General features: G+C 71.9%; 15 protein-coding genes and 1 riboswitch. Of the genes, 9 read left to right on the forward strand and 6 right to left on the reverse strand.

The window, feature by feature from the left end; genetic code table 11:
- Positions 1–55: 55 nt before the first annotated feature.
- Positions 56–1,519: a DNA polymerase IV gene (locus tag B9S57_RS27690; RefSeq protein WP_103759917.1), complete on the forward strand. Its 1,464-nt coding sequence runs from the start codon at positions 56–58 to the stop codon at positions 1,517–1,519.
- Here the strand turns inward: B9S57_RS27690 and B9S57_RS27695 are convergent.
- Entirely contained in the window at positions 1,441–1,812 is a 372-nt protein-coding gene (locus tag B9S57_RS27695) for a PRC-barrel domain-containing protein (RefSeq protein WP_103760076.1), read from the reverse strand. The genes B9S57_RS27690 and B9S57_RS27695 overlap by 79 nt on opposite strands.
- A gap of 133 nt (positions 1,813–1,945) precedes the next feature.
- A riboswitch (glycine riboswitch) is annotated at positions 1,946–2,041 on the forward strand.
- A 193-nt stretch (positions 2,042–2,234) separates the two neighbouring features.
- Between B9S57_RS27695 and gcvP the strand changes: the two genes are divergently transcribed.
- Complete coding sequence (gene gcvP, locus B9S57_RS27700; RefSeq protein WP_103759918.1) at positions 2,235–5,120, forward strand: aminomethyl-transferring glycine dehydrogenase; 2,886 nt, start codon at positions 2,235–2,237, stop codon at positions 5,118–5,120.
- A 69-nt stretch (positions 5,121–5,189) separates the two neighbouring features.
- On the opposite strand, the gene B9S57_RS27705 is transcribed toward gcvP, so the two are convergent.
- Positions 5,190–5,396, reverse strand: coding sequence for a DUF5999 family protein (locus B9S57_RS27705; protein ID WP_103759919.1), 207 nt, complete (start codon positions 5,394–5,396; stop codon positions 5,190–5,192).
- Positions 5,397–5,685: 289 nt separating this feature from the next.
- Positions 5,686–6,300, reverse strand: coding sequence for a hypothetical protein (locus B9S57_RS27710; protein WP_103759920.1), 615 nt, complete (start codon positions 6,298–6,300; stop codon positions 5,686–5,688).
- A gap of 493 nt (positions 6,301–6,793) precedes the next feature.
- Here B9S57_RS27710 and B9S57_RS27715 point away from each other — a divergent pair, with 493 nt between their 5' ends.
- Both B9S57_RS27715 and B9S57_RS27720 read left to right on the forward strand, forming a co-directional pair.
- The gene (locus B9S57_RS27715) at positions 6,794–8,299 is read left to right on the forward strand and encodes a glutamate-cysteine ligase family protein (protein ID WP_103759921.1); all 1,506 of its coding nucleotides are present in this window, start codon (positions 6,794–6,796) and stop codon (positions 8,297–8,299) included.
- 109 nt (positions 8,300–8,408) lie between these two features.
- Positions 8,409–9,188 carry a CPBP family intramembrane glutamic endopeptidase gene (locus tag B9S57_RS27720; protein ID WP_103759922.1) on the forward strand — a complete coding sequence of 260 codons (780 nt, stop codon included), beginning with the start codon at positions 8,409–8,411 and terminating at the stop codon, positions 9,186–9,188.
- 13 nt (positions 9,189–9,201) lie between these two features.
- On the opposite strand, the gene B9S57_RS27725 is transcribed toward B9S57_RS27720, so the two are convergent.
- On the reverse strand, positions 9,202–10,023 hold the full coding sequence (locus B9S57_RS27725; RefSeq protein ID WP_103759923.1) for a PhzF family phenazine biosynthesis protein: 822 nt from the start codon (positions 10,021–10,023) through the stop codon (positions 9,202–9,204).
- Between the two features lie 226 nt (positions 10,024–10,249).
- Positions 10,250–10,909 carry a class I SAM-dependent methyltransferase gene (locus B9S57_RS27730; protein ID WP_103759924.1) on the reverse strand — a complete coding sequence of 220 codons (660 nt, stop codon included), beginning with the start codon at positions 10,907–10,909 and terminating at the stop codon, positions 10,250–10,252.
- Between the two features lie 132 nt (positions 10,910–11,041).
- Here B9S57_RS27730 and B9S57_RS27735 point away from each other — a divergent pair, with 132 nt between their 5' ends.
- The 4 genes from B9S57_RS27735 to B9S57_RS27750 all read left to right on the forward strand — a co-directional run bounded on the left by B9S57_RS27735 (position 11,042) and on the right by B9S57_RS27750 (position 14,592).
- Positions 11,042–11,656 (forward strand): PadR family transcriptional regulator, encoded by a 615-nt coding sequence (locus tag B9S57_RS27735; protein WP_103759925.1) that lies wholly within the window; start codon positions 11,042–11,044, stop codon positions 11,654–11,656.
- A gap of 198 nt (positions 11,657–11,854) precedes the next feature.
- On the forward strand, positions 11,855–12,376 hold the full coding sequence (locus B9S57_RS27740; protein WP_374935992.1) for a Clp protease N-terminal domain-containing protein: 522 nt from the start codon (positions 11,855–11,857) through the stop codon (positions 12,374–12,376).
- A gap of 67 nt (positions 12,377–12,443) precedes the next feature.
- Positions 12,444–13,478, forward strand: a complete 1,035-nt coding sequence (locus tag B9S57_RS27745) for a DMT family transporter (RefSeq protein ID WP_103759926.1) — start codon at positions 12,444–12,446, stop codon at positions 13,476–13,478.
- A gap of 154 nt (positions 13,479–13,632) precedes the next feature.
- On the forward strand, positions 13,633–14,592 hold the full coding sequence (locus tag B9S57_RS27750) for a DMT family transporter (RefSeq protein ID WP_103759927.1): 960 nt from the start codon (positions 13,633–13,635) through the stop codon (positions 14,590–14,592).
- A 42-nt stretch (positions 14,593–14,634) separates the two neighbouring features.
- Here the strand turns inward: B9S57_RS27750 and B9S57_RS27755 are convergent, their stop codons facing one another.
- Positions 14,635–15,330, reverse strand: coding sequence for a pyridoxamine 5'-phosphate oxidase family protein (locus B9S57_RS27755; RefSeq protein WP_103759928.1), 696 nt, complete (start codon positions 15,328–15,330; stop codon positions 14,635–14,637).
- Positions 15,331–15,365: 35 nt separating this feature from the next.
- On the opposite strand from B9S57_RS27755, the gene B9S57_RS27760 reads away from it, so the two are divergent.
- Positions 15,366–16,697, forward strand: a complete 1,332-nt coding sequence (locus tag B9S57_RS27760) for an aminotransferase class I/II-fold pyridoxal phosphate-dependent enzyme (protein WP_219818602.1) — start codon at positions 15,366–15,368, stop codon at positions 16,695–16,697.
- The last annotated feature ends 29 nt before the right edge of the window (positions 16,698–16,726 follow it).

The raw sequence follows: 16,726 nt of genomic DNA on the forward strand, positions 1-16,726 counted from the left end.
CGCCACGTGTGCCGGGCGGGGTGGTTGTCAGTGGCATAGGGCAGCATCGGTCCGTGTGAGAGCCGCGCCCACCATTCTGCATCTGGACATGGATGCCTTCTACGCCTCTGCGGAGCAGGCGGCGAAGCCGAGCCTGCGAGGCAAGCCGGTGGTCGTGGGGGGTCTGGGGATGCGCGGCGTCGTCGCCACCGCGTCGTACGAGGCGCGGCGGCTGGGCGTGCATTCGGCGATGCCGATGGCGCAGGCGCGGCGGCTCGCACCCAACGCCGCGTACCTGGTCCCGCGTTTCGCGCTCTACCGGACGGTGAGCGACCAGGTGATGGAGCTCCTCGGGCGGCTTTCACCGCTCGTGGAGCCGCTCAGCCTCGACGAGGCCTTCGTCGATCTGGAGGCCGGCGGTGTCGCCGACGACTCGGCGTCCGCCCGTGAGATCGGCGGACAGCTGCGCACGGTGATCAGGGCCGTCACCGGACTCAGCGGTTCCGTCGGCCTGGCCGGCTCCAAGATGCTGGCCAAGATCGCTTCCGAGGAGGCGAAACCGGACGGACTGCTGCTGATCGAGCCCGGTACCGAGCGCGATCTCCTGGCGCCCATGCCGGTGCGTACCCTCCCGGGCGTCGGGCCCGCCACCGGCGACCATCTGCGGCGGGCGGGCATGACGCTCGTCAGCCACCTGGCGGAGGCCGGCGAGGCGGAGCTCGTGCGGCTGCTCGGAAAGGCGCACGGCGTCGCCCTCCACCGCATGGCGCAGGGCTACGACGACCGTCCCGTCGTCGCCGAGAGGGACGCCAAGTCCGTGTCGGTCGAGGACACCTTCGACGTGGACCTGCACGACCGTGTGCGGGTCAGGGGCGAGGTGGAGCGGCTCGCGGACCGATGTGTGCGGCGGCTGCGGGACGCGGGACGCTCCGGGCGGACCGTGGTCCTGAAGGTGCGCCGCTACGACTTCTCCACGCTCACCCGGTCGGAGACCCTCCGCGGCCCCACCGACGACCCCACGGTGGTCAGGGAGGCCGCTGCGCGGCTTCTGGAGGCCGTGGACACGACCGGCGGCGTCCGGCTGCTCGGCGTCGGAGTCACCGGGCTGGCGGACTTCACGCAGGAGGATCTGTTCGCGCAGGCCGCCGGAGCGGAGCAGGCCGCAGAGGGGGCCGCTGGCGCCGACGCACCCGACGAGCGGCGGGAGGGCACCGCGGAGGGAGCGGCCGAGGCGCTCGCCCGGGAGAGCGGGGAGCAGCCGGCCTCACGGCGCTGGCCGGCCGGACACGACGTACGGCACGCGGTCCACGGCCACGGCTGGGTGCAGGGCAGCGGCGTCGGGCGGGTCACCGTGCGCTTCGAGGAACCGTGGACGCCGCCCGGCCGGGTGCGCACGTTCCGGATCGACGATCCGGAACTGCGGCCGGCCGAGCCGCTTCCCCTGGTTCCGGAGCCCGTGGACTACTCCTCGTGGCCGGCCAGCTTGCCGAAGTCCCTGTCGGAGGCGTTCCCGGCGGAAGGGGACGAGTCCAGTCCGTAGTGCCGGTAGAGCTGGAGCTCCTGCTCGGGGGAGAGGTGGCGTCCCACACCGAAATCGGGCGCGTCCTTGATCAGGGCGCGGTCGAAGGGAATCACCAGCGCCCCGTCGACGAATTCGCTCGGCTCCAGAGGGACGAACGCGTCCCTGGTGAAGAGGCCGGTGCGCACGGCGGCCCACTCGGGAACACCGGTGGCATCGTCGAGATAGACCTCGTCCACCGTCCCGATCTTGGCACCTTGACGGTCGAAGGCCTTGCGGCCGATCAGGCTGCGCGGATCGATGTCGGTCTGCACGGTGCCTCCCACTGGTCACAACTGCGTCAGGTGGTCGCGACTGCTCCACAGGCTCTACGAAAGGCCACATCCGGGCGGTCGGCCACTCGAGACGGCCCGCGCCGACCCCGCTGGTAGGCTGGGACGTGGCTGCTGACCCTGTGCGGGAGAGTCCTCCGGAGCGATTCGGAGGCGCCGAAGGAGCAACTCCTCCCCGGAATCTCTCAGGCCCCCGTACCGCACGGACGAGGTCACTCTGGAAAGCAGGTCGGGAACCGTACGGCACGTGCCGCCACGGGCACCGCCCTCACCGACGGTGAAAGCCGGTATGCCCTGGGGCGTCCCGGTGAAGCTCTCAGGTCGAGATGACAGAGGGGGAGGCCGTACGGGCAGCCACGCCGTGGCGCCCCTCGCAGGTCGTGACAGACCAGGAGGCCTCCACCATGACCCCCCGTCGCACTCCGCTCTCCCAGCTGGAGCAGGGCATTCCGTTCGAGCAGCGCCACATCGGCCCCGATGCCGAGGCACAGGCGAAGATGCTCGCCCAGGTCGGCTACGGCTCCCTCGACGAGCTCACCGCCGCCGCGGTGCCCGACGTGATCAGGAGTGCCGAGGCGCTGAACCTCCCCGAGGCCCGCACCGAGGCCGAGGTCCTGGCCGAGCTGCGCAGCCTCGCCGACCGCAACCAGGTGCTCGCGCCGATGATCGGTCTGGGCTACCACGGCACGTTCACCCCGCCGGTGATCCTGCGCAACGTCCTGGAGAACCCCGCCTGGTACACGGCCTACACGCCGTACCAGCCGGAGATCTCCCAGGGGCGGCTCGAGGCCCTCCTGAACTTCCAGACGATGGTCGCCGACCTCACCGGGCTGCCCACCTCGGGCGCCTCGCTCCTCGACGAGGGCACGGCCGCCGCCGAAGCCATGGCGCTGGCGCGACGCGTGGGCAAGGTCAGGGGCGGTGTCTTCCTCGTCGACGCCGACACCCTGCCGCAGACCATCGCGGTGATCGAGACCCGCGCCGAGCCGACCGGTGCAGAGGTGGTCGTCGCCGACCTCTCCGACGGCATCCCCGCGGAGATCGCCGGGCGTGGCGTCTTCGGCGTGCTGCTGCAGTACCCGGGCGCCTCCGGCGCCGTACGCGACATCAGGCCCGTGATCGAGCAGGCGCACGAGCTGGGCGCGATCGTCTCCGTCGCCGCCGACCTGCTGGCCCTCACGCTGCTCACCTCGCCGGGTGAGCTGGGTGCGGACATCGCCGTCGGCACCACACAGCGCTTCGGCGTCCCGATGGGCTTCGGCGGACCGCACGCGGGCTTCATGGCCGTACGCGAGAAGTTCGCCCGCAGCCTGCCCGGCCGCCTCGTCGGCGTCTCCGTCGACGCCGACGGCAACAAGGCCTACCGGCTGGCGCTGCAGACCCGCGAGCAGCACATCCGCCGTGAGAAGGCCACCAGCAACATCTGTACCGCCCAGGTGCTGCTCGCCGTCATGGCCGGGATGTACGCCGTCCACCACGGTCCCGACGGGCTGCGGACGATCGCCGGGCGCACGCACCGGTTCGCCGCCATCCTCGCCGAAGGTCTGCGGGCCTCCGGCGCCGAGGTCGTGCACGGCGCGTACTTCGACACCCTCACCGTCCGCGTGCCCGGCAAGGCCGCCGGTGTGGTCGCCGACGCGCGCGAGCGCGGGGTGAACCTGCGCCTCGTCGACGCCGACCACGTCTCCGTCGCCTGCGACGAGACCACCACCCGTTCCCACGTCGCGGCCGTCTGGGCGGCCTTCGGGGCTCGAGGCGACATCGAGGCGCTGGACGGCGAGACGGCCGACGCGCTGCCCGAAGGGCTGCTGCGCACCGACGCCGTCCTCACCCACCCGGTGTTCCACCAGCACCGCTCCGAGACGGCGATGCTGCGCTACCTGCGCAAGCTCGCCGACCGGGACTACGCGCTCGACCGCGGCATGATCCCGCTGGGCTCCTGCACCATGAAGCTCAACGCGACCGCCGAGATGGAGTCGATCACCTGGCCCGAGTTCGGCGCGCTGCACCCCTTCGCCCCGGCCGAGCAGGCGCAGGGCTTCCTCACCCTCATCCGTGAACTGGAGGAGCGGCTCGCCGAGGTCACCGGGTACGACGCCGTGTCCATCCAGCCCAACGCGGGCTCGCAGGGCGAATTCGCCGGGCTGCTCGCCGTGCGCGCGTACCACCGTGCCAACGGCGACCACGGACGCACCGTCTGTCTGATCCCGTCCTCCGCGCACGGCACCAACGCGGCGAGCGCCGTGATGGCCGGCATGAAGGTCGTCGTGGTGAAGACCGCCGACGACGGCGAGGTCGACATAGAGGACCTCCGTGCCAAGATCGCGACCCACCGCGACGAGCTCGCGGTTCTCATGATCACCTACCCCTCCACGCACGGTGTCTTCGAGGAGCACGTCGCCGACATCTGCGCCGAGGTGCACGACGCCGGCGGCCAGGTGTACGTGGACGGTGCCAACCTCAACGCGCTGGTCGGTCTCGCCAAGCCGGGCCACTTCGGCGGCGACGTCTCCCACCTGAATCTGCACAAGACCTTCTGCATCCCGCACGGCGGCGGAGGACCGGGTGTCGGCCCCGTCGGGGTGCGCGCCCACCTGGCGCCGTACCTCCCCAATCACCCCCTCCAGCCCGCGGCGGGCCCGGAGACCGGTGTCGGCCCCATCTCGGCCGCACCGTGGGGTTCGGCGGGCATCCTGCCGATCTCGTGGGCCTACGTACGCCTGATGGGCGGCGAGGGCCTCAAGCGTGCGACGCAGGTCGCCGTACTCGCGGCCAACTACATCGCCAAGCGTCTGGAGCCGCACTTCCCGATCCTGTACAACGGCCCGGCCGGTCTGGTCGCGCACGAGTGCATCGTGGACCTGCGGCCGATCTCCAAGTCGACCGGGGTCAGCATCGACGACATCGCCAAGCGGCTGATCGACTACGGCTTCCACTCGCCGACCATGTCGTTCCCGGTGGCGGGGACGCTGATGATCGAGCCGACCGAGAGCGAGGACCTCGCCGAGCTCGACCGTTTCTGCGACACCATGATCGCTATTCGCGGCGAGATCGAGAAGGTGGCCTCCGGGGAGTGGGGCGGGGACGACAACCCGCTGTGCAACGCCCCGCACACGGCCGCGGCGCTCGGTGGCGAGTGGGCCCACGCCTACACCCGCGAAGAGGCGGTCTTCCCGGCCGGCGTCACGCCGTCGGACAAGTACTGGCCGCCGGTGCGCCGCATCGACGGGGCGTTCGGCGACCGCAACCTGGTCTGCTCCTGCCCGCCCCTGGACGCGTACGACCAGTAGTCACGCGGAGACGCGTCGGGGCCGGTTCGGAGACTTCTCCGGGCCGGCCCCCGTCTTCCGGCCGCTCGGTCAGGCGGCCTTCATCACCTGACCGCTCTTCAGCGGGCGGTGAGGGGCGATGATCTGCCCGTCCGGGAGCAGCTCACCGGTGTCCTCGAAGAGCAGGACGCCGTTGCACAGGAGGCTCCAGCCCTGTTCCGGGTGGTGAGCCATCAGTCGGGCGGCCTCCCGGTCGTTGGAGTCAGCGGTGGGGCAGGGTGGCTGGTGCTGGCACATGGATGGGTTCTTTCGCTGCGTTGAGTCGAGTGGCCTGCGGCTGGACGATGTCTTCATGGCCGCCCCCGTATCAAGTCGGTCCGGTCCCAGTGTTGCCCCACTGGCGTCTCTCCGCAGGGATTTCGAGGCAGCTGCTGTTCTCCTCCCATGACGCATCACCCGGCCGGACGGTTCGATCCAACTCCACTGTCCGTTCGGATGGTTCGGGGTGACCTGACCGGACTAGTCCGGACGGGTACGGACGCGCCCCCGCCGAGCTGCTCGGCGGGGGCGCGTGAGGACGGACGGGTCAGGCGGGCGATCCGAGGAGGCCCGGGAGCTCGGGAAGGTCCGGAAGGGGCGCCGGGGTGACACGCAGCGTCATGACCGGCAGTAGATCCGCGACCCGGTGAGGGCGGTGGGCGGTGATGCCCGGAGGGGCGGGTGCCAGGGGCACCAGCACATCGGTCGGTGCGAGCGTGCCGCCGCCGGCGTCGGCTTCGGTGTCGTGGTGCAGCCACAGCGTGAGCATGTACAGCTCGGGTACCGACAGCAGACGGGGCTGGTAGGCCGTCGTCGTCGACTCGGCCTGGCGCAGGGCCAGTTCGGTCGAGGTGATGTAAGGGCCTTCGAAGAAGTGCGAGAAGGTCCAGCCGTCGGGGGTGAGCATGGTGTCCGCGGCGGCCACGGCGCGCTCACCGCTGCGGATCAGGAAGCGCCAGCCGGCGAGACGGGTGCGAGGTGCGGCCTCGTCGGGCACGATCCGGTCCAGTACATGGACGGGAAGCGGGAGTTCGGGGCTCAACGGTCCCTGGACGGACCGGAGAGCGGGCGTGTGGGCCTCGCGGACTGCGGTCGGAGAACCGAGTGCCGCGAGAACGCTGCGCAGTGCGGGCGCTGGGGCCGGGGAAACATGCAGCGGCATAGTGGGTCGCCTCTCACTTCGGAGACACGGTGATGCGTGGGCGGGTGCAGACGGCGCTGTCGGCGTGCGGGGCCAGAGGAAGGCCGGTGACGGGGCGGACGGGCCGATGCGTCAACTCTCTGCCTCGTTCGCAGAGTTTATACGACAAATGTTCACACGGTGTTTCGGCTAGCCGTCCCGGGTATTGCGCGCAAGGTGGATTTGAGCCTTTGAATTGCGTGGTTCCTGGGGATTCGGGTGACTCCCGTCCCCCTGTCGCCAGGAGTTTTCCCGATGCGGCGGTAGGCTCAAACTCATCGGTGTTTCCCCGGCGCGACTCCGCCGTGCACCCTGCATATGCCCCATGCCTTCGGAATGTGCCTCCGGCTTCGGTCGCCAGACTACTGGGTACCCGTGGGGCGCGGGGGCGTTACGGATCATCTCGTCGGGGCATTATCGATCGTGATACGAGCGGCCTGTGCCGCGGGCCGCCCACTCGAGGAGGGACCCTTCGATGGGCGAGAAGGTCGTGGCGGGTGCCTTTGCCCCGTCCGATCGGCAGGCGTACCGCGAGAAGCTCACCCAGTGCCTGACCGGGCTGGAGAGGCTCCTGTCGGAGCGGAGGTTCGATCGGCCCCGGAATCTCATGGGGCTGGAGATCGAGCTGAATCTCGCGGGTTCGGACGGCATGCCGAGGATGCGGAATGCGGAGGTGCTGCAACGCATCGCCAGCCGGGATTTCCAGACGGAACTGGGGATGTTCAATCTGGAAGTAAACATTCTTCCCCACCGGCTCAGCGGCCGGGTATTCGATCAGCTGGCGGAGGAGCTGCGTACGGGGCTCGCATATGCCCACCGGAAGGCCGCGGAGGTCGACGCGGGGATCGTGATGATCGGCATCCTGCCGACCCTCGGACGGGACGACGTCGTTTCGGCGAACCTGTCCGACGTCGACCGCTACACGCTCCTGAACGACCAAATGGCGGCCGCGCGCGGTGAGGAATTCGTCCTCGATATCGAAGGCGTCGAGCGATTGGTCTCCACCTCTGCCTCCATCGCGCCCGAATCGGCCTGCACATCGGTCCAGTTGCACCTGCAGGTGACTCCGGACCGCTTCTCGGACGTCTGGAACGCCGCGCAGGCCATCGCCTCCGTGCAGATCGCCCTCGGAGCCAACTCCCCCTTCCTGTTCGGCAAGGAGCTGTGGCGGGAGTCGAGGCCACCGCTGTTCCAGCAGGCCACGGACGTGCGGCCGCCCGAGCTCCGGAATCAGGGGGTGCGTCCCAGGACCTGGTTCGGAGAGCGCTGGATCAGTTCCGCGTACGAACTCTTCGAGGAGAACGTCCGCTACTATCCGCCCCTGCTGCCCATCTGCGACGAGGAGGAGCCGCTGCGGGTCCTCGACGAGGGTGGCGTACCCGCGCTGGCCGAACTCGTCCTGCACAACGGCACGGTCTACCGGTGGAACCGGCCGGTGTACGGGCTCGCCGACGGCGTTCCCCATCTGAGGGTGGAGAACCGTGTCCTGCCCGCCGGCCCCTCGGTCGTCGATGTGATCGCCAACGCCGCCTTCTACTACGGGTTGGTGCGCGCGCTCGCCGACGAGTCCCGGCCGCTGTGGACCAGGCTGCCCTTCGAGGCGGCGGCCGAGAACTTCGACGCCGCCTGCCGCCACGGGATCGACGCCGAGCTGCTCTGGCCGCGCCCCGGCCGCTCGGGCGGCGTGGCGAAGGTGCCCGCCGTCGAGCTCGTGCGGGACGAACTGCTTCCGCTCGCGGCGGCGGGGCTCGACGCCTGGAACATCGAGCCCTCGGACCGGGACCGCTACCTCGGCGTCATCGAGGAGCGCTGCAGGCTCCGCGTCAACGGCGCCTCCTGGCAGGTGGACACCTACCACCGCGCCCTGGAGGCGGGCCTCGAACGGGAGGGGGCGCTGGCGGCCACCACCCGGCGCTACGGCGAGCTGATGCGGGTGGGTGAACCCGTGCACACCTGGCCCGTCGGCTTCCCCGCCCCCTGAGGAACCACCCCGCCAGGAGGGGCCGCCCGGTGTCCCGCCCCGCCGACGCCGTCGGGCAAGCTATGACGACGCATGGCTGACGGCAGATGTACAGGTGGAGGCGGGGCGCGTGGCTGAATCCATTCCTCACGAGGAGGTGTCCCGGCGGACCCTCCGCTCGGAGACGCTCCTCGTGCTGGCTCTCTCCCTCGGGGCCAGCGGGGTGTCCGCCCTGATCAGCTTCATCGGATCGCTGACCAAACCGGGAGGCCTCAAGGACCAGGCCGCGACGCTGAACGGGTCGTACGCCCCGGGCCGCCCGTGGCTGGACCTGGCCTGGCAGCTGTTCGGCATCGCCTCGGCACTGGTGCCGGTGGCGCTGGTGGCGCATCTGCTGATCCGGGAAGGGGCCGGCCTGCGGATCCTCGGCCTCGACCGGACCCGGCCATGGCCGGACCTCGGACGGGGCACCCTGGTGGCGGCGGGGATCGGCAGCGCGGGACTGGCGTTCTACCTGGCGGCGCGCGCCGGGGGGTTCAACCTGACGGTCGTCCCGGAGTCGCTGCCCGAGGTGTGGTGGAAGTTCCCCGTACTGATCCTCTCCGCGGTGCAGAACTCCCTCGTCGAGGAGGTCATCGTCGTCGGCTATCTACTCCGGCGACTGGGGCAGCTGGGATGGACGCCGATGGCCGCCCTGGTGGCGAGCTCCGTGCTGCGCGGTTCGTACCACCTGTACCAGGGGATCGGCGGCTTCATCGGGAACATGGTCATGGGCGTCGTCTTCGTGCTGCTGTACAGGCGCTGGGGGCGGGTCGGGCCGCTGGTCGTCGCGCACGCCCTGCTCGACATCGGGGCGTTCGTCGGATACGCGCTGCTCGCGGGGAAGGTGGGCTGGCTGCCCACGGGGTGAGATGCCGCCGTGCTCAGAGTGCGGCCAGCAGCTCCCCGTCGATGACCGTGACGGCGCTACCGGTCAGGAGCGTACGCTCGCCGCGCAGCGCGGTGCGGACCAGGCCCGAACGGGCGGAGGCCTGCAGGCCGGTGAGGCCGTCCCGGCCGAATCTGGCGGACCAGAAGGGGGCCAGCGCGGTGTGCGCGCTGCCGGTCACCGGGTCCTCGTCGATGCCGATCCGTGGGAAGAAACCGCGCGAGACGTAGTCGTAGCCGCTCATGGGGTCGGCGGACGCCGCCGTGGCGACGACACCCCGCCGGGAACAGGCGGCGAGCGCGCGGAAGTCCGGCCGAAGGGCCCGAACGGCCGCTTCGTCGGGCAGTTCCACCAGCAGGTCGCCGATGCGTTCCCCCGTGTCGTGGACGGAGAGCGGTGACGCGCCGAGCGCGTCGGCGAGCCCGCGCGGGGCCGCCACCGGTGTCAGCGGCGCCGTCGGGAAGTCCAGCGTCAGGGTCCCGTCCCCGTGGGCTGTGGTGCGCAGGACGCCGGAACGGCTCGCGAAGCGCACCGTGCCACTCGCGACCCCCGTCGTGTGCAGGACGTGGGCGGTGGCGAGGGTCGCGTGCCCGCAGAGATCCACCTCGGTGGCCGGGGTGAACCAGCGCAGCGCCCAGTCGGCCTCGCCGCCCGACGGCAGCGGATGGGCGAAGGCGGTCTCCGCGAGGTTGACCTCGGCGGCGACGAGCTGGAGGCGGTCCGCCTGCGGGAAGGGCCCGGAGGCCAGGACCACGACCCCGGCGGGGTTGCCCGAGAAGGGGCGGTCGGTGAACGCGTCGACGATGCGGATCTTCATGAGGCCGACCGTAGGCGGGGGGTTCCGCGCGGTCCAAGGCCAATTCCGGATGCGCGGCCCGAGTACCCGGCCCACGGGCGCGCGGGGCCGGGGCGTACACGGCGCGGCGCTCACCGGTCCGCGTGCACTGCTGTGGCCTGAAGCGGTGAGCACCGGTGCGCCGGGGAGTGTTCCCGCGTTCCGGACGGCCGTCCGGAACGCGGGAATCGGGCGGGGCCGCACGGGCTCAGGGGTGCGCGGGCCTCTGAGCCAGGAAGGTGGCTACCTGGTTCTTCGTCCCTTCGTCCGGTTCCTGGACCAGACGTGCGGTGACGACGAGTCCGGCCTGTTCCAGCAGGCCGGCGATCCGGTCCGGGGGCAGCAGGTGCTTCTCGTAGGACACCGGATGGCCCCCGTAGGCCTGTGTCGGGCGCAGGATCTCGTCGTCTCCCACGTGACCGGCCATCATCAGTCGGCCGCCGGGTGCGAGGGCGCGCCGAAAGCCGGCGAACACGGCGGGCAGTGAATCCGGCGGTGTGTGGTGGGTGGAGTAGTAGGCCAGGATGCCGCCGAGTGCGCCGTCCCGGACGGGTGGTGCGGTCATCGAGCCCACGGCGAGGTCCAGCCCCGGACAGGCGCGCCGCGCCAGCCCGACCATCTTCGGGGAGAGATCGATGCCGAAGGCGCGGACGCCCAGGTCCGACAGGTGCGCCGTGACCTTGCCGGGGCCGCACCCCATGTCCGCGACCGGCCCGAGCCCCTCCGTCCGCACCGTCTCGGCGAACGCGGCCAGCATCGCGCGTGACAACGGATCCAGCTCCGCCGGGGACTTGACGCGTTCCGCGTAGGCGGAGGCCACGGTGTCGTACGACTCCCGAAGCGCGGTGAGGTAAGAGGGCTCGGTCATGCGGGTGACCTTAGAGGAGCGGTCCCCGCTGGGGAGGTCGCCTTGTCACGCGATAGTTTCCGATATATCGTTGAGGCATCGCGACAGTTCGATGAAGAGTCGGACGGTCATCATGAAGAGAGGAGCGCAGTCATGCGTTCACATGGACACGACCACGGACATGACCACGGATACGGCCCCGGGCGCCGAGGCGCCGGCAGGGGGGACTTCGAAGGCGGTCGCCCCGCGTTCGGGCCGTTCGGACCGCCCTTCGGCGGCGGTCCGTTCGGTGGCGGCGGCGGACGCGGCCGGGGAGGCGGGCGGGGCAGGGCGAGGCGCGGCGACGTGCGCGCGTCGATCCTCGCCCTGCTCAAGGACCGCTCGATGCACGGCTACGAGATGATCCAGGAGATCGGTGAGCGCAGCGGCGGGGCCTGGAAGCCCAGCCCCGGCTCGGTGTACCCCACCCTCCAGCTGCTGGAGGACGAGGGCCTGATCGTCAGCGCCAGCGAGGGCGGCAAGAAACTGTTCACCCTGACCGATCTGGGGCGTGGCGAGGCCGAATCCGGCCCCGACGCGCCGTGGGAGGAGGCGGGGCGCGGTGTCGACTGGGAGGGCGTGAACGAGATACGCCAGGCCGGCTTCGGTCTGATGGAGGCGTTCGGCCAGGTCTGGAGGACCGGCTCCGCCGACCAGCGGCAGAAGGCGCTCGCGGTGATCAACGACACCCGTAAGAAGCTGTACCTGATCCTCGCCGACGAGGACTGAGCCGTGCGGTGCACGCACAGGGAGAGGGCCCCCGCCGCGGGGCCCTCTTCCGTTTCCCCGGCACCGGCCGCCGCGGGCGCGTCAGGGGCGGCCTCATCCGCAGGGATGAGGGAGCTCCCGTGGTCCCCGCCTTTCGCGGGATGGCGGATGGGCCGCACCGGGGATGTTTTCGCCCGTCGCGGCTGATGGGGTGAGAGTGTGCACTTTTGGACGTCAGGCATCCCCGAGCAGGCAACGCCCCACCACCCGTGGGCCGGTGCCGGGCTGAGCGATGCGCTGGCCGTGGTCACGACCGGTGCGCGCAGGCGGGCGGTGCGCGACGGCGACCGGCAGGTCGACACCGCTCATCTCCTGCACTCCCTCGTCGAGTCCGACCCCGAGGTCCGGGAGGCCTTCGACGGCGGGCCGCAGACGGCCAGGGTGCTCGGATATCTCGTGCAGCGCAGCATCGGGTACGGCCTCCGGTGGCAGGGGAGCCAGGAGGACTCGGGCACGTACCCGGCCTTGAGGGAATCCGGGGGTGAGGGGTGGTCGCCGTCGGCGGCGGCGGCGCTGGACCGTGCGGTCGGCTGTGCGCTTCTGCGCGGGGAGCTCCACGCGGACGGCCTCGACCTGTTGGCGGCGCTGGTCGCGGACCCGCGGTGTCGTGCTGTCGAGGTGCTGGAGCGGGCGGGCGTCGAGGTAGGGCGGCTGGGTGTCCGCACGGCCGCGAAGGGGTGATCATGAACACGCGGCGGACAGGTGTGACGGGGGTGACGCTGCTGACGCCTGCTGCCATGATGTGCCGATGCACGCGTCTCAGAGGAGAAGCGCCGGTCTGGGCCTGGCCCTTGGCTCGGCCTTCGCATTCGGTGGTTCCGGGGTTGCGGCCAAGCCGCTGATCGAGGCGGGGCTGGACCCCCTGCACGTGGTGTGGCTGCGGGTGGCCGGCGCTGCCCTCGTCATGCTGCCGGTCGCCTGGCGGCACCGGAGTCTCGTGCGGGAGCGGCCGGTTCTGCTGGCCGGCTTCGGGCTGTTCGCCGTGGCAGGGGTGCAGGCCTTCTACTTCGCCTCGATCTCCCGCATCCCGGTCGGCGTCGCCCTGCTCATCGAATACCTGGCGCCCGCCCTCGTCCTCGGCTGGGTGCGCTTCGTGCAGCGGCGGCCCGTCACCCGTGCCGCGGCGGCCGGAGTGGTGCTGGCCGTCGGCGGGCTCGCCTGCGTCGTCGAGGTGTGGGCCGGACTGACCTTCGACGTGGTCGGGCTGCTGCTCGCCCTCGGCGCGGCGTGCTGTCAGGTGGGCTACTTCGTCCTCTCGGACCAGGGTTCCGGGCACGGGAGCACGGCCGAGGCCGAACCTCCGCATCCCGTCGGGGTGATCGCGTACGGACTTCTTGCCGGGACGGCCGTGCTCACGGTCGTGGCCAGGCCCTGGAGCATGGAGTGGGCGGTACTCGGCGGGAGCGCGGAGATGGACGGACGCGGCGTCCCCGCGTGGCTCCTGCTCGGCTGGATCGTGCTGCTCGCGACCGTGCTCGCCTACGTCACCGGCGTGGTGTCGGTGCGACTGCTCTCCCCGCAGGTCGCGGGCGTGGTGGCCTGCCTGGAAGCGGTCATCGCGACCGTACTCGCGTGGGTACTCCTGGGTGAACACCTCTCGGCGCCGCAGCTCGTGGGCGGAGGGGTGGTGCTCGTCGGCGCCTTCATCGCGCAGTCGTCCGCCCCCAGGCCACCGTCAGCTCCGGTGGCGTCGGGCCCGGGTGTCGCCGTGGCCGGAGCGCCGGGCGGGCACGAGCCGGCCGGTGCCGGGGGCGGATTGTCCCGGCCCTCGGGCCCGTCGTAGGCTTCGGGTCATGCCGCAGACCGTACTTCCGCCTCCCGCCGCCTAGCGCGAGGCGGTCACTCCGGACGAAGACCGGGCTCGGGTACGCCCCGAGCGGTTCGTCGCTGCCCGCGCGCGGAGCCGAGCGACCACCACCCTTCTTCTGGAGAGTCACATGTCCCACCCTGTCGCCGCCCTGCCCGTCGGGCGGAGCCTGGTCTATCTCGTCGTCGCCGGTATCGCCTGGGGTACGGCGGGCGCGGCCGCCTCGCTGCTCTTCCGGATCAGTGATCTCGGGCCTCTCGCGCTGTCGTTCTGGCGCTGCGTCGGTGGTCTCGTCCTGCTGGCCGGGGCCCTGGCGCTGCGTCCCCGCCGTCCGCGCACCCCCAAGGAGCCGCGCAGCCGCCGACTGGTGCGCATCCTGGGTACCGGCATCGGGCTCACCGTCTTCCAGAGCGCGTACTTCGCGGCGGTCGAGGCGACGGGGCTCGCCGTCGGAACGGTGGTCACGCTGGGCGCGGGGCCGGTCCTCATCGCGGTCGGCGCGCGGCTGACTATGGGGGAGCGGCTGGGCCGGGGCGGTCTGCTCGCGGTGGCCGGCGCCCTGACCGGCCTCGCCGTGCTGGTGGTCGGCGGCGAGCCGGCCGAGGTGCGGCCCGCCGGACTGATGCTGGCCGTGCTGTCGGCCGCGGGGTATGCGGCGATCACCCTGCTGACCCGGTGGCTCGGCCGGGACGGGGCGGCGGGGAACTCCCTCTCCACCAGTGCGTGGGCCTTCGGGATCGGAGCCGTGGGGCTGCTCCCGATGGCGGCGGCGGAAGGCCTTGTCCCGCACACGGCCGAGGCGGGTCAGGTGCTGGGGCTGATGGTCTACGTGGCGGCGGTGCCGACCGCACTCGCCTACGCCCTCTACTTCGCGGGGGCGGCGGCGGTCCGGTCGGCGACCGTCTCGGTGATCATGCTGCTGGAGCCGGTGAGCGCCGCGGTCATCGCGGTGACCGTGCTGCGGGAGCGGCTCACGGCGGCCACCGTCGTCGGCACCCTGCTCCTGCTCACCGCGGTTGCGGGGCTCGCCTTCGCCGAGACGCGCGGGGCGGCGGCGGCCCGGCGGCAGCGCGAGGTCGTGCCGGCCTGACGCCACGGGCCTGGGGTCGGCTGCCCGCTCGCTGCCGACCCGTCAGAGCGCGGTGAGGTAGTCCGGCACCTGGACCGACGGGTCCAGGTCGTCGGACGGCACCGGCGCCGCGTATCCACGGGCCAGCGGAACCACGCCCGCCCAGTACGGCAGGGCGAGGTCCTCGGGGTCGTCGTTCGGGCCGCCGGTACGGACCTTGGCGGAGACCTCGTCGAGGTCCAGGCGGATCACGGCGGTCGCCGCGAGCTCCTTCGCGTCGGCGGGGCGTGAGTCCTTCGACCTGCCCGGCACGACCTGGTCGACGATGGCGTCGAGCGCGAGGCGCCGCTCGTCCGGGTCGGTCACCGTACGGGCGGTGCCGTGCACCACCACCGAGCGGTAGTTCATCGAGTGGTGGAAGGCGGAGCGGGCCAGCACCAGGCCGTCCACATGCGTCACGGTCAGGCAGACCGCGAGACCCGGATCCGCCGCTGCCGTCGCGCGCAGCGGACGTGACCCGGTCGAGCCGTGCACGTACAGCCGGCGCCCGACGCGGCCGAAGAGCGTCGGGAGGACGACGGGTGCGCCGTCACGGACGAATCCCAGATGGCAGAGGTAGGCCGCGTCGAGTATCGAGTGGACCGTCTCGTGATCGTACGAGGCGCGCTCCCTGGCACGGCTCGGGACCGTGCGCTCGCCGGGCTCGTAGGCGGTCCCCTCGGGGAGGCCGGTGCCGTCGGGTGTGGTGGTGTCCGGCATTGCGTACTCCATTGCGCTAGTGCATAATCATGTTTGTGCTAGGAGAGTATCCGATCAGTGGGCGGCGTGCATCCGACATTGCCGCGAGTGTGGAGAGCGGGGTCGCCTCGGGTGACCTCGGTCCCGGTCATGTGCTGCCCCCCATGCGGGAGTTGGCGGCCCGACTCGGCGTCAACCCCAATACGGTGGCCGCTGCCTACCGGACGCTCCGTGAGCGCGGGGTGATCGAGACGGCGGGGCGGCGGGGGAGCAGGGTGCGGCCCCGGCCGGCGAGCACCTCGCGCGGCTCACTCAGGGTGGAAGCCCCTCCCGGGGTGCGTGATCTGGGCGACGGAAACCCCGACCCCGCCCTCCTTCCCGGCCTCCAGGAGGCGCTGGCGGCTGCCGCGGCCGACTACGGCCGGGGCCCCCGCCTCTACGGGGACGCCGCGGTCGTCCCCCGGCTTGCGGAGCTCGCACGGGCCGGCCTTGACGCCGACGGTGTACCCGCCGGTCCGGTGGTGGTCACGTCCGGCTCGCTCGACGCCATCGAGCGGGTGCTCACGGCGCACCTCAAGCCCGGTGACGCGGTGGCGGTCGAGGATCCGGGATGGGGCGCCCTGCTGGACCTCGTCCCGGCGCTCGGCATGCACGTCGTCCCCGTGGCTCTGGACGAGGACGGTCCGCTGCCCGGGGAGGTGGAGCGGGCTGTGCGGTCCGGGGCCAGAGCGCTTGTGGTCACCGGCCGGGCGCAGAACCCGACCGGTGCCACCGTGGGGAGGCGCAGGGCGCAGGAGCTGCGGTCCGTTCTCGCGGAGCACCCGGGCGTGCTCCTGATCGAGGACGACCACGGCCACGCGATCGTCGACCTGCCCGTGCACCCCCTCGCGGGGGTCACGGAGCACTGGGCCTTCGTGCGGTCCGTCTCCAAGGCGTACGGCCCCGACCTGCGGCTCGCCGTGCTCACCGGGGACCGGCTGACCGTCGACCGGGTGACGGGGCGTCAGGGGCTGGGGCCCGGCTGGGTCAGCGGGCTGCTCCAGTGCGCCGTGGCCCACCTGTGGGCCTCGGGCGCCGTCGACACCGCGAGGGTCGCCCGCTCCTACGGCGAGCGGCGGGATGCGCTCGTGAGGGCCCTGCGGGACCGGGGCGTCACGGCATACGGGCGGAGCGGGATGAACGTGTGGGTGCCCGTCAGTGACGAGACCGGGGCAGTGGCCAGGCTTCTGCACGCGGGATGGGCGGCGGCCCCCGGGGCGCGGTTCCGGATGGCCTCGCCGCAGGGGGTGCGCCTCACCGTCTCGCCGCTGTCCGCCGCGGACATCGAGCCGCTGGCGGACGCGGTGGCGGCGGCGGCTCGGCCGGCCCGCCCGGTCAGCTACGGCTGAGCCTCCCGGCCCGGACCGCGCGGCGGGGC

Origin of the sequence: Streptomyces sp. SM10, assembly GCF_002910915.1 — a bacterium.
Taxonomy (GTDB): domain Bacteria; phylum Actinomycetota; class Actinomycetes; order Streptomycetales; family Streptomycetaceae; genus Streptomyces.

Coding starts and splice junctions, on each gene's coding strand:
- B9S57_RS27730 (WP_103759924.1), bottom strand. CDS start 10,909: ATGACCGAGCCCTCTTACCTCACCGCGCTTCGGGAGTCGTACGACACC.
- B9S57_RS27745 (WP_103759926.1), top strand. CDS start 12,444: ATGCACGCGTCTCAGAGGAGAAGCGCCGGTCTGGGCCTGGCCCTTGGC.
- gcvP (WP_103759918.1), top strand. CDS start 2,235: ATGACCCCCCGTCGCACTCCGCTCTCCCAGCTGGAGCAGGGCATTCCG.
- B9S57_RS27705 (WP_103759919.1), bottom strand. CDS start 5,396: ATGTGCCAGCACCAGCCACCCTGCCCCACCGCTGACTCCAACGACCGG.
- B9S57_RS27755 (WP_103759928.1), bottom strand. CDS start 15,330: ATGCCGGACACCACCACACCCGACGGCACCGGCCTCCCCGAGGGGACC.
- B9S57_RS27750 (WP_103759927.1), top strand. CDS start 13,633: ATGTCCCACCCTGTCGCCGCCCTGCCCGTCGGGCGGAGCCTGGTCTAT.
- B9S57_RS27735 (WP_103759925.1), top strand. CDS start 11,042: ATGCGTTCACATGGACACGACCACGGACATGACCACGGATACGGCCCC.
- B9S57_RS27710 (WP_103759920.1), bottom strand. CDS start 6,300: ATGCCGCTGCATGTTTCCCCGGCCCCAGCGCCCGCACTGCGCAGCGTT.
- B9S57_RS27715 (WP_103759921.1), top strand. CDS start 6,794: ATGGGCGAGAAGGTCGTGGCGGGTGCCTTTGCCCCGTCCGATCGGCAG.
- B9S57_RS27725 (WP_103759923.1), bottom strand. CDS start 10,023: ATGAAGATCCGCATCGTCGACGCGTTCACCGACCGCCCCTTCTCGGGC.